Below are 12,306 nucleotides of genomic sequence, written 5' to 3'. Positions count from 1 at the left end.
GTAGAATCTTGTATAATTAACATGTTTCTATGGAAACATTTTCTTGCGCTATTTATATAGGGCTTAATAGAACAAGGAAGGAAATACATACATGTATATAATAGATAAATAGAATGGAACATGTATAGAGACAAAGGAGAGAAAAGATGACGTGTCAAAAACAAGGGTTACAATTTAATAACGATAGAAAGAGGGACAGAAGATGAAAATGAAGCATGCTTTTGGTCCTATAATTTTAGCGTGTGTGCTTTTTTTCATTATCATTCTAATCCCATCGAAAAGTTTAGTATCGCTTATTAGTGATAAGAAGGTAGAAGATGCGGCAACTTCTTTACAAAAAGAGAAATTACAAAGTGTTTTCTTACAGCAAAAAATGTTAGAGAATTCACAGTATTTACCGATGTACGGTTCATCAGAATTTTTACGAATGGATGCATATCATCCGTCTAATTATTTCAAAGTAAATCCAGCTGGTTTTACACCGTTTTTAATTGGAACTGGTGGTACACAAAGTTTAGCTCATATTTTAAATATGACATCTACTATGGATGAATTAGAAGGTAAAAAAGTAGTGTTTGTTCTTTCACCACAATGGTTTACAAAGACTGGTGTATCACAAGGGGATTTCACTAATAATTTCTCCAAACAACAAGCATATCATTTTATTTTTAATGATGAGATAAATCCAGGAATGAAGAAGCAAATCGCGAAACGGCTATTAGATTATAAAGTTGTTCAAGAAGATGATATATTAAAAAATTCATTAGAAGGTATTGTATATAATGATACGAAACATAACATAAAAGCAGGTTTAGTTAAACCACTTGCTTATATGCATCGAAATATTTTAGATCATAGAGATTTATTTAACTCTTTATTTAAAATCGAACCGATGAAAGAGAAAACAAATATCGGACTTCGTTCAATTTCTTGGGAAGACGCACGTAAACACGCAGAACAAGAAGGGAAAGCAGAGTCTACTACAAATACATTCGGAATTGAAAATCCGTATTATCATAAAAATAATCTGAAGAAAAAACTAAAAGGTTTAAAAAACTTTAGAGCAAATGAAACATATGATGAATCACCAGAATACGATGATTTACAAATTATTTTAGATTTATTTAAAGAGAAAAATGTCAAACCACTCTTTATTTCTGTACCTGTAAATGGGCCTTGGTATGATTATACTGGCTTCCCGAAAGAACGCCGTGAAGTGTATTATAAAAAAGTTCGAGAGCAGGTTGAGAAAGCAGGATATCCAGTAGTTGATTTCTCTGGTCATGAATATGATAAGTATTTCTTAAAAGATACGATTCATTTAGGCTGGAAAGGTTGGATTTATTTTGATGAAGCAGTGCAAAAATTTAATTCTGAGAAATAAAGTATAGAAATCGGAATGGCTATGAGCCGTTCCGATTTTTTTAGTATAGAGGATTTTGGTGAGGACAATTTGGGAATGCATGTATATCTTGAATCTGTCTATAATCATAATGTTTCATTGCGAACTGGGCTTGATAAGGTATTCATACACATATAATTGATCATCATGCGCTGAACATAATACACCAGAAGTTCCTTGCCCGTTCATGAAAGAAATGCCGTTAGGACGTCCGATTAAGTATTGTATTTTTTGCTGCCAATGCATAGGGGAATCACTCCTTTTTGAGATAATATACGAAAGAAATGATTGAATGGTTGCTTATCCATATAAATGTAGATGGAAAGGTGTTATATAATTCCTGAAGATTAATATAAATAAAAAACCGCTATAATTCTGAATTTATAGCGGCTTTTTTATATTCTTAAGCAAGATTTTTACGCTTTTTTGTCCATTTTTTTATAACGAAGTATAAAAGTATAAGTACGACGCCACCAATTGCGAATGATTTCACATACGGACCAGCAATATCGTTAATATTTTCCCAATTTTCACCTAGTTTTTCACCTAAATAAATGAAAATAATAGACCAAGGGATAATCGCAAGTGCTGTTAGTGTAGTGAAACGTAGTAAAGGCATTTTTGTAATACCAGCAGGAATTGAAATCGCATGACGCACTACTGGAATGAAGCGTGCTGTAAAAATGACACCAGTTCCGTAACGATTAAACCAATCTTCTGCAGCGTCTATTTGCTTTTTATGTATGAAAATATATTTTCCATAACGTTCTAATATAGGGCGTCCACCATATCGTCCAAGCCAATAAATAAAGATTTGGGCAATAACACCGCCAATTGTACCGAATACAACTGCGCCTATAAATGAGATACTTCCATTGAATACTAAGTATCCTGCATAAGCAAGGACAATTTCACTTGGGATAATCTCAATCATAAGTCCAAGCATAATGCCCCAATAACCTAATCCTTCAAAAAACGTTAATACTGAATGAATAAAACTACTTAACATTGTTGCACCTTCTAGTTTATGAATTTTTGATTATAAGAACCTTTTATTTAATCGCATAAAAGGTTCACCATATGTAGATTATACCTTATTTGCATAGGGGATTGCTATTTCAATTCTTTTATGTCTCTCATAAGTATTATAGTAAAGTATATAAGCCACGTTTTCATGAAGGGTTAATGAAAAGATTATTAAAAATTTCTCATAAAAAATAGAAGCATTTCTGCTCCTATTTTTTAAGGCTTGACATCTAAGTTCTGTAAAAATAAAGTTGCTGTTACGTAACGCTTTGCTAACATTTGTACATAAGCGGTATGTACAGAAAGGGTCGCAATAATAATAGCGTTACGAATTGCTTCGCGTTGTTCGTTATTAATTTGATCGAACTTACTTGCGATTTTATCAGCTTTTTCTTTTACGATGTTTTCAATTGTATGAACGGTATCTGTTGCATTTAATTGTAAGCAATTCCCTTGATTGAGTTCTTCAAATAAAGAAGAGTATGCTACATATAAATGAACAGGATTGATTAAATCATCACTTCGATCGGCTGGGTCATTTACAATAAGGCGTAATAGCTTACGAATGGATTCAAAATCAAGTGCTGTTTTTAAATCTTCGACAATAAATAGTAAGGCTGCTTGTTCAATTGAATATTTTTTCCCTTTTTGAGGAGAGCCAATCATTTCTTTTATATCTCGTTTCACCCAGTTTTGCATAGCAGTTACAGAGAAACTTGTGTTTTCAATCTGATTGCCAAGCGCAACTATTTCATTTAAAGAAAAACCGACATCAGTATCGTCAATTTTAATCAGCTTTTCAAAAATAGGTGAAAGTGCGGTAGTAATAAAAGCTGTAACGCTTTGTCCGCTTTCAATATCTTTTTTATGTGACTTTGCCCAAGCTTCTTGTAAAATACCGAGAGGCTTTTTCGTATTCCATCCTCTTAGTGATAGAAGAAGGGTAGCCATTTCGTTTCGTGTGAGATGAAATGTTTCCATCTTTTCACCTCCAAAATAATAAAAAGTTCTTATGAACTTATAATATGTTTTGTTTCATTTAAAGTCAATTCTGTTTTGCTTAATTTTTCCTTTGTGACCAAACTGTTGAAAGTAAATAATACTTGCATATTTCGACAAAAGTTCATATAATAAGTTCATAAGAACCTTTAAAATGTTCTTAAAAACAAATCTATCATTCTGAATTTACTAGAAAGATAGATTTCACATATATCTATATAAAAGGAGAATGGATATAATATGTTGAAAAAACTTGTAGCAGTAATGACAGCATTCATGGTTATCTTTGGGGCTAGCAGCTTTATGTTCGTAGATCATGCAGCAGCGAAAAGTTACAAATCTGGTAAAAAATCATTTACACCAAGTTCAGGTCAAAAGTCAAAAGTTGATTTAAACAAAAAAGACTCAAATGTAAATTCTCAAAAAACGACTCCAGATTCAAAAACGAAAGCAACAAACACGGCACCAAAAAGTAATAAAGGAAGCTTTATGAAAGGTTTATTACTAGGTGGTCTTGGTGGTTTACTAATGGGTAGCTTATTTGCAAATATGGGAGCTCTTGGTTCTGTATTAGCATTTATGGTAAATATGTTAGTAATGGCTGGTATCGTAATGTTAGCAGTTCGTGCATTTAAATACTTCAAAGACCAACGTAAGAAGAAGGCAGATGAAGTAGCATGGAAACAATAAAAATTTCTGAACAAGAGCTTATAAATGCGCTTTGTATATATATCGCTGAAAAAAGACAAGTGGGTCCAGAAGAAGTATTAGTTGAACTCATGTATGATGACGACTACGGTTTCTCTGCGGAAGTAGAGGTAAATGGTCGCCAGCAAATTTTAATTCAAGCAAACTTAATCGAAGCTTTACGCTTATTGCTTGACAGAGAATATAATGTCAATCCATTCGCAGCGAGATTACAACTTGAATTAGATGATGAAGAAGGCATTTACGCATTAGCGAAATTTAATAACTCAGATGAGTAGAGAAGAGAGCTGTTGAGAATAATCTCAGCAGCTCTTTTTAGTATGTGCATATGTAGATGAGTAATCACGCCAAATTTCATTCATCTTTCGTCTACCGATATCTACCATCGGATTAAACTGAATTGCAGATTTCTGACGAACAAAGTGAACGTTTTGAATGGCGTGAGATAATTGTTGGTCGACTATATCACGTTTTTTGCTTGCATATTTAGCAATAGATAGACCTGCAACTGTTCCTTGCGCCATCGCAATTTTTCCGCTTTCAATGCCTGTAATATTGCCAGCTACAAATAAACCAGGAAGAGGAGTTTCCATTGTTTCGGAATGGAGAGGAACGTGTCCACCTAATTCTGAAATGTAATGGAAGGGACAACCAGCTACAGCTGCAAGTTCGGCAAGTGGGTATAATCCCCCGGCAATACAAACAAAATCTGCTTCATATATTTTCTCTGATCCATTAATAACATTTCCTTTAGAGTCAATATTAGCAACACGTACACCTTCAACTTGATCTGTTCCGATAATTTCAAGAGCTGCTTTCCGAAGGTGAAGTGGCGTTCCGTTTATTTTCATTCCGCTGTTTGGATAGAATGTTAATCCAGCTTTTCGAACCCAATCATATTTCATAAAGTGGCTACCTATTCGCAAAATAGCAGAAGGAGCGAGATGTGCTGCATTTAAAAGAGAGTTTAAAACTTCTTCAGGTTCACCAGCTTTTTGACTTAACTCGCTTTTCTCAGGGAGTACAATATGATCCACTGTAATTCCCGCTAATTGCAATTCACTTAAAATGGCGAAAGACAAAATGTTAGCACCAATAATAATTCCTTTTTTTCCAACTTGCACGCGATGAACATTTGTCATAACTTGAGCTGCTCCAATTGACATCACTCCTGGAAGTGTCCAGCCAGGAAGGGGGATAGAATATTCCGCAGCTCCAGTAGCAAGTAGTACGAAAGGTGCTTCTAACGTACCGATATTAGTATGTACAAACCAATTGTTTTCATCTCTATCTAAATTATAGACCGAAACACCGCACCTGATATGTACTGAAAGTGATGCTGCTTCTTCATGAAGTCGCTTCGATTCTTTTATTCCGTTCCACCATTCTCCAGTAGGCTCTTGATGCAACTGTCCTAACAATCTCCCGCCCGGCTTCATAAATTCATCAATAACGAGCACTTTTAGTCCGAAACGAGCACAAGAAATAGAAGCAGATAATCCCGCTGGCCCTGCACCAATAATAATTACATCACTCATCGTTTTTTCACCATCTCTCTCACGATATTCGGATGCTGTTTCCCGCTTTCAACAACCATGTTTTCTTCTACAACAGTTAAGCATGCGCGTACATTTGTTTGATTATTTACTGTCATGCGGCATTCGGAACAGTGCCCGATATTACAATAAATACCTCGCGGTGTTCCGCTATCTTCATGAACTCTTACTGTCCTAATTCCATTTGCTAACAGGGCAGCAGCTATCGTTTCATGTTCATATGCTTCGTATTGATGACCGTTAAATTGAAAGGTAATACGCTTACTACTTTGTAAAGTGCCTAAAATAGGGTGATGTGTAATTCTACTCATTTACTTTCACCTACCGATCCAAAAGTAACTGCACGTATTGGTGGTTGATATTTTAACGGTAGTTCATTAAGAGTTACGTCAGGATTCGCATTTTCAATCATTCGATCTATCATTATTCTGCATGTGCGACCACCGCAAAATCCCATGCCAGCACGTGTTCTTAGTTTTAATTCTCTTGCCGAGCAGTTATATTCAGCAATTGTCGATTGAAGTTGCCCATATGTAACCTCTTCACAACGACAAACGATTAAGTTGTTTTTATTTGTCATGTGTATTCCTCCTCTAGTTCGGTTTTCACAAATTATATATGCAAAAATCATGCCAATATAGAGGAGGAGAGGGCTATCTGTAAATGCCTGATCGGTGCATACTGCTTCTTTATTGAAGTCCAAGTTTCTTTAAACGGTTATATAAAGTAGCCCTTGTTACACCAAGTTGTTTTGCGCATTCTAATTTATTCCCATTTAAAATTCGTAAAGCCCTTTCAATAACTTTTTTCTCATGCTCATCCATCTCTTCTTGTAAAGAAAGGATTGTATTATTGTTGCTGAGTAATAGGAAATGGGCTGTATGGTTGTCTAAAGTTTCAGTCGTATGAAATGGTAAATATTCTTGTTTTATAATTCCGTCTGTTGCGAATACCACAAGCCGTTCAACAACGTTTCGAAGTTCGCGAATATTACCTGGCCAATTGTAATGAAGCAGTTCATGCATAATGCTTGAAGGTAAGTCACGAATTGGTCTGTTATAGTTGATTGAAAAATCGTTTAAGAAAGAATAGGTTAATTCAATAATATCCTCGCGTCTTTCGCGCAGCGGTGGAATCTGCAAGCTAACTACATTTAAGCGGTAATATAAATCTTCTCGGAAAGTTCCTTTTCTCATTTCTTCTTGTAAATCACGATTTGTAGCAGCGATAATACGGAAATCAATATTAATTTCTTTTTCACCACCAACTCGGTAATACTTTCGCTCTTGCAGTACACGTAACAGTTTTACTTGCATATCAAGTGGCATTTCACCTATTTCATCAAGAAATAAAGTACCGCCTTGCGCGAGTTCAATTTTACCTTTTTTTCCTTTACTATTTGCTCCAGAAAACGCCCCACGCTCGTAACCGAATAATTCACTTTCAAATAATGCTTCTGGAATTGCCCCGCAGTTAATCGAAATGAAAGGCGCCTTCGCTGCTTCACTTGCTTCATGAATTGCTTTCGCAAATACTTCTTTTCCAACTCCGCTTTCCCCAAGTATTAAAACAGTTGATTTCACCGAACAAACTTTTCTAGCTAATTGTATCGTTCTTTGTATAACAGGACTTTTTCCATTCATCGCAAGGAATGGATCGGATTCATCTTTATACTTTGCCACTTCTTGTTCTAAACGGTGCATTTCATGTGACATATTAAATAGTTTTTCATTTAAAGCGACTTGATTTGTAACATCTGTTTCTGAAACGACTGCTCCTATAATTTCATCATTACAATAAACTGGATTTGAATTAATTAATACGAATAAATCGGGGCGAGGCTGATGGAACTGAGCGACTATGCTTTTTCCATCATGTAAAGATTGTAAAATTTCCAAGTCTTTATAATCAAAAAAACGAGTAATCGGTTGCCCAATAATCTCATTATGGTTGACTGAAAATATTTTTTCAGCACCATCTGTCCAAGTTCGAACGCATTCTTTACTATCAATTACTGTAACAGAAGAGTCAGTTGTTTGTATTACAGTGTCATAAAATGACTGTAGTTCATTGTAGGACTTATAAAGAAATGGAATCATTTGCTGAGAAGTTATACAGCATATCGGCTCATCGTTTTCGTTAAGGATGATAACAGCTAATTCATAAGAAAAAGCGTCAATTAATGCAGTGAATGAGTCATCTACATAAATAATTGCGCAATTATATTCTTCTGTAGTAGAAGGGAGGTAATAAAACCTTTCGTTTATTTTCTTAATGCGATCAAGGCTACATGTATGATTGATTAAAACGCTTTCCAAAAATTCTTGTATAGTCGGAAATGAGAATTCCATAATGTCCTCCTGTTATGTATAAAAATTTTGACAGTGATAAAAAAATAATACACCTATTTACTATGAATTTAAAATATTATTACAAATAAAAATATTTTTTATAAAAATTGTATATGTACAGAATTGGCACGTCAATTGCATAAAAAGAAAGTGAGAGGGCTAGGAAAGGAGGAGTATATTGTGAGGCACTGCGACGTTTTAATTATAGGTGGTGGAATAATAGGGTGTTCTATCGCTTATTACACTTCAAAATACGGAAGAGACGTAACAATCATTGAAAAAGGGGAATTTGTCAGCGGGACGTCTTCACGGTGTGATGGGAATATTTTGGCCATTGATAAAGACCCGGGATTTGATAGTCAAATGTCTTTAGTAAGTCAAAAATTAGTAACTGATTTAAGTGAAGAATTAGAGCATTCATTTGAATATAGGGCACCAGGAAGTATTCTCGTATGTGAGTCAGACGAAGAGATGGAAGCTGCGCAGCAATGGGTAAATCGGCAACAAGAAGCTGGATTACCGTTTCGAATGCTTGATAGGCAAGATATAAGGGAAGAGTCGCCTTTTTTTGCTGATGATTTATTAGGCGGTTTAGAATGTGCGACGGATTCAACTGTGAATCCATATCTCCTTGCTTTCTCGCTTCTGTCAGAGGCACAAAAGTTTGGCGCAAAAGCTTTTAAGCAGACGGAAGTAAAGAGTATGGAAATAGAGACGGATGGTTCATTTGTTGTAGAAACTACGAATGGAACTTTTACAGCAAAACAAGTTGTAAATGCAGCCGGTGTGTGGGCTCCTAAGATTGGTCAGATGTTAAATATAAATATACCAATTGAACCGAGAAAAGGGCATATTATTGTAGCTTCAAGGCAACAACACGTAGGATGCCGTAAAGTAATGGAATTCGGTTATTTAATTTCTAAATTTGGCGGAAAACGAAAAGTGGATGCTTTAACTGAAAAATACGGGGTTGCGCTCGTATTTGAGCCTACTGAAAGTCAAAATTTCTTAATTGGTAGTAGTCGTGAATTTGTAGGATTTCATACGAGGATAAATAATGAAGTCATTAAATGTATCGCAAATAGAGCAATTCGCTTTTATCCGAAAATGGCAGATATGATGGTAATTCGTTCTTACGCTGGTTTACGTCCGTGGACAGAAGATCATTTACCGATTATTTCACGAGTGGAACATATTCCGAATTATTTCATTGCCGCTGGACATGAAGGTGATGGGATTAGTCTTGCAGCAGTTACTGGAAAAGTAATTGAAGAGTTATTAAATGAAAAAGAGACAATTATTCCTATTGAACCACTTCGTTTGAGTCGTTTTACAGAAAGGGTGTTAAACGGATGAGGTCACAAAGAGTCTTTACGACGATTGATACACACACAGGTGGGAATCCAACGAGGACATTAATTAGTGGACTTCCAAAGTTGATTGGAGAGACGATGGCAGAGAAGATGTTACATATGAAAAAGGAGTATGATTGGATTCGAAAATTGTTAATGAATGAACCGCGTGGTCATGATGTAATGTCAGGAGCATTATTAACAGACCCATGTCATCCTGAGGCTGATATAGGTGTTATATACATAGAGACAGGTGGATATTTACCGATGTGTGGTCACGATACAATCGGTGTATGTACAGCGTTAGTTGAATCAGGTTTAATTCCGGTAGTTGAACCGATTACTTCTTTAAAACTAGATACACCGGCTGGCTTAGTTGAAGTAGATATTGCTGTTCAAGATGGAAAAGCAAAAGAAGTATCTTTCTGTAACATACCAGCTTTTTTATTGAAAAATATTACTGTACAAGTGAAAGACATTGGGACTATAGAGGCTGATATTGCGTATGGAGGGAATTTTTATGCCATTATTGATGCGAAATCAGTAGATCTAGAATTAGTACCAGAAAATGCATCTACAATCATCGATAAGGCGATTCATATAAGAAACACAATTAATGAGAAGTTTGAAATCACTCATCCAGAGTATTCGTTTATAAGAGGATTAACACATGTTGAATTTTATACAGATCCTACTCATGAATGTGCGCATGTGAAAAATACAGTTGTTGTACCACCAGGCGGAATAGATCGATCTCCATGCGGTACAGGAACATCTGCGAAGCTAGCTGTATTATACGCTCAGAAAGAAATCGAAATTGGTGAAGAGTTCATTCATGAGAGTATCGTTGGTTCTTTATTTAAAGGATATGTCATGAATACGACACATGTTGAAAATATTGAAGCTGTCATAACGAAAATTACGGGATCAGCTTGGCTTATGGGTATGCATAGATTTTTTTACAATGAAATGGATCCACTTAAAGAAGGATTTTTGCTAATTCCGCCGATGGAACATGAAACGGAGGATATAAAATGAACATTCAAAAAATGTATACAGCAGTAGACGTACATGTAAATGGCGAGGCATTTCGTGTAATGAAAGACGTACCATGCAAATACTACTACAGTTTGGAGCAATTAAATGAACAATTTTCAGGTGAATTAGCAGAAGAGATGAAGCTTTTATTAAATGAACCACGTGGTTTTATCGGTTTGAATGGGTGTATTGTCGTTCCATCTATCTATAACGAAGTGGATGCAGCTGTATTATTTTTTAATCATGAAGGTTCGGTTCCGCTTCATTATGGAGGCATTGTTGCAGTAATAACGATGTTACTCGAAAGTGGGTATTTAAAAAAGAGAGAGTCCAATCAATACAAAATTGAAACGTTATCTGGAATATTTTTAGTTCATGCGTATGTAGAGAATGATGAAGTTATATCGGTTTCGTTTGAAAGCAAACTATGCTATATGATTGAGGAAAATTTACAGGTTGGTAATGTAAGTTATTCTCTCATACAAGCAGATAAAGTATATGCAGTTGTAGAGAAAGGTGCGTATTCGCCAGAAATTCGCATGGAAAACATTTCTGAATTGAAAAGATGGGGAGAAGCTACACTACAGACTATACAAAAACAGTCGCTAATAAAAAGGCTTATTTTAGTAGATCCTTCGCAAAAAGAAAAGAACCATATAAAATCGATTACATTTCATGAAGATAACTTTATCGTACATTCGCCAGGTTTTGTTTCTACTATTGTTTCCTATGTTCATGCGTTATTTAAAAATGATTATATGGCGGATAAACCTTTTAAAAATGAAAGTATATTTAATAGTTTTATAACTGTGGAGAAAGTGAAGAAGGAGGAACTAGGATACATTTTCCGTTTTGAAAGTAGAGGGTTTATTACAGGGATGCAGACGTTTCTATTAGACCCTACGGATCCGTTTCCGGCAGGTTTCTTATTAAAATAAAATGTGATAAGGAGAGATAAATATGCAAAAAATTAAAGGGGCATTTCCAGTATTAATAACACCGATGGATGAATTTCAGGAAATTAATTGGGATGGGGTAAAGCAAAATGTAAATTACTTTATCGAACAAAACGTTGCAGGTATCATCATTAATGGAAGTACAGGAGAATTTGTAAGTTTATCAAAAGAAGAACGATTTAAAATGGTAGCAACCGTGTTGAAAGAAATTGATGGCCGTATTCCAGTTATTGTTGGAACTGCAGCAGAGACGACGAAAGAAACAATTGAATATACGAAACATGCAGAAGCGCACGGAGCGGATTGTGCATTAATTATAAACTCTTACTATTGTAAACCGAAGGAAGAGGAGATTTATTTTCATTTTAAAGAAATCTCAAACTCTGTAAATATACCAATTATGTTATACAATAATCCATTTACTTCTGGTGTTGATATGAGTACAGAGCTAATGCTCCGTATTGGAAAAGAGTGTGAAAATGTTACACATATTAAAGAATCTAGCGGAGATATTCGAAAAGCGAGAGATTTAGTAAGACAAAGTGAAGGGGCTTTCCAAGTCTTCTGTGGTTCTGAAGATTTAGTTATGGAATCATATTTAGTTGGTGCCTCGGGATGGGTTTCAGTAGCAGGAAATATCGTTCCCGGTCTCGTTACAAAAATGTATGAGCATTTTCAAAATGGTGAATTAGAAAAGGCGTGGGAAATAAACGATGCTATTTTACCACTTTGTGAGTTTCTTGAAGGATCAGGGAAATATGTTCAAATCGTTAAACGTTCTATGGAATTACATGGGCAAGCGGGAGGACCTTCTCGCTATCCAAGACTAGGGTTAACTGTAGAAGAAGATCAAAAGCTTCAAACGGTTTTATCAAATATTGCAGCTCATGCAGCTGTTTAAATAAGGAGGAGAACATA

13 protein-coding genes and 1 pseudogene are annotated in these 12,306 nt (G+C 35.3%); 7 read left to right on the top strand and 7 right to left on the bottom strand.

Annotation, left to right across the window (positions count from 1 at the left end):
- Positions 1-202 precede the first annotated feature (202 nt).
- Positions 203-1,384, top strand: coding sequence for a D-alanyl-lipoteichoic acid biosynthesis protein DltD (dltD, locus tag ACS2CR_RS17985; RefSeq protein WP_000782305.1), 1,182 nt, complete (start codon positions 203-205; stop codon positions 1,382-1,384).
- Between the two features lie 40 nt (positions 1,385-1,424).
- Here the strand turns inward: dltD and ACS2CR_RS17980 are convergent.
- The 3 genes and pseudogenes from ACS2CR_RS17980 to ACS2CR_RS17970 form a co-directional block, all read right to left on the bottom strand.
- Positions 1,425-1,648, bottom strand: a pseudogene (locus ACS2CR_RS17980) (hypothetical protein).
- Positions 1,649-1,805: 157 nt separating this feature from the next.
- Positions 1,806-2,411, bottom strand: coding sequence for a DedA family protein (locus ACS2CR_RS17975; protein ID WP_000952913.1), 606 nt, complete (start codon positions 2,409-2,411; stop codon positions 1,806-1,808).
- 233 nt (positions 2,412-2,644) lie between these two features.
- Entirely contained in the window at positions 2,645-3,409 is a 765-nt protein-coding gene (locus tag ACS2CR_RS17970) for a DUF1836 domain-containing protein (RefSeq protein ID WP_000447231.1), read from the bottom strand.
- Between the two features lie 258 nt (positions 3,410-3,667).
- Between ACS2CR_RS17970 and ACS2CR_RS17965 the strand changes: the two genes are divergently transcribed.
- The gene (locus ACS2CR_RS17965; RefSeq protein WP_000914478.1) at positions 3,668-4,117 is read left to right on the top strand and encodes a hypothetical protein; all 450 of its coding nucleotides are present in this window, start codon (positions 3,668-3,670) and stop codon (positions 4,115-4,117) included.
- The gene (locus ACS2CR_RS17960) at positions 4,105-4,413 is read left to right on the top strand and encodes a YxcD family protein (RefSeq protein WP_000447747.1); all 309 of its coding nucleotides are present in this window, start codon (positions 4,105-4,107) and stop codon (positions 4,411-4,413) included. Before ACS2CR_RS17965 ends, ACS2CR_RS17960 begins: the two co-directional genes overlap by 13 nt.
- A 24-nt stretch (positions 4,414-4,437) precedes the next feature.
- On the opposite strand, the gene ACS2CR_RS17955 is transcribed toward ACS2CR_RS17960, so the two are convergent.
- The 4 genes from ACS2CR_RS17955 to ACS2CR_RS17940 form a co-directional block, all read right to left on the bottom strand.
- Positions 4,438-5,673 carry an NAD(P)/FAD-dependent oxidoreductase gene (locus ACS2CR_RS17955; protein ID WP_016110143.1) on the bottom strand — a complete coding sequence of 412 codons (1,236 nt, stop codon included), beginning with the start codon at positions 5,671-5,673 and terminating at the stop codon, positions 4,438-4,440.
- Positions 5,670-6,002 carry a (2Fe-2S)-binding protein gene (locus ACS2CR_RS17950; protein WP_016110142.1) on the bottom strand — a complete coding sequence of 111 codons (333 nt, stop codon included), beginning with the start codon at positions 6,000-6,002 and terminating at the stop codon, positions 5,670-5,672. Before ACS2CR_RS17950 ends, ACS2CR_RS17955 begins: the two co-directional genes overlap by 4 nt.
- A complete protein-coding gene (locus ACS2CR_RS17945) occupies positions 5,999-6,271 on the bottom strand; it encodes a (2Fe-2S)-binding protein (protein ID WP_000182619.1) in 273 nt (90 codons plus the stop codon). The genes ACS2CR_RS17950 and ACS2CR_RS17945 overlap by 4 nt, the downstream gene beginning before the upstream one ends.
- Before the next feature lie 109 nt (positions 6,272-6,380).
- On the bottom strand, positions 6,381-8,042 hold the full coding sequence (locus ACS2CR_RS17940; RefSeq protein WP_053512417.1) for a sigma-54 interaction domain-containing protein: 1,662 nt from the start codon (positions 8,040-8,042) through the stop codon (positions 6,381-6,383).
- Between the two features lie 180 nt (positions 8,043-8,222).
- Here ACS2CR_RS17940 and ACS2CR_RS17935 point away from each other — a divergent pair, with 180 nt between their 5' ends.
- From ACS2CR_RS17935 to dapA, 4 genes are read left to right on the top strand one after another with little or no spacing between them, the layout of a single operon-like run.
- The gene (locus ACS2CR_RS17935) at positions 8,223-9,398 is read left to right on the top strand and encodes an NAD(P)/FAD-dependent oxidoreductase (RefSeq protein WP_001215267.1); all 1,176 of its coding nucleotides are present in this window, start codon (positions 8,223-8,225) and stop codon (positions 9,396-9,398) included.
- A complete protein-coding gene (locus tag ACS2CR_RS17930; RefSeq protein ID WP_001257540.1) occupies positions 9,395-10,432 on the top strand; it encodes a proline racemase family protein in 1,038 nt (345 codons plus the stop codon). Before ACS2CR_RS17935 ends, ACS2CR_RS17930 begins: the two co-directional genes overlap by 4 nt.
- A complete protein-coding gene (locus ACS2CR_RS17925; protein ID WP_016110140.1) occupies positions 10,429-11,370 on the top strand; it encodes a proline racemase family protein in 942 nt (313 codons plus the stop codon). Before ACS2CR_RS17930 ends, ACS2CR_RS17925 begins: the two co-directional genes overlap by 4 nt.
- Before the next feature lie 22 nt (positions 11,371-11,392).
- A complete protein-coding gene (gene dapA / locus ACS2CR_RS17920) occupies positions 11,393-12,289 on the top strand; it encodes a 4-hydroxy-tetrahydrodipicolinate synthase (protein ID WP_153602581.1) in 897 nt (298 codons plus the stop codon).
- The last annotated feature ends 17 nt before the right edge of the window (positions 12,290-12,306 follow it).

Source organism: Bacillus cereus group sp. BceL291, assembly GCF_051776705.1.
In the GTDB taxonomy this organism is placed as follows: Bacteria; Bacillota; Bacilli; order Bacillales; family Bacillaceae_G; genus Bacillus_A; species Bacillus_A cereus.
The sequence above is the reverse complement of the archived record's forward strand: the minus strand, read 5'-3'. Positions and strand labels throughout refer to the sequence as shown.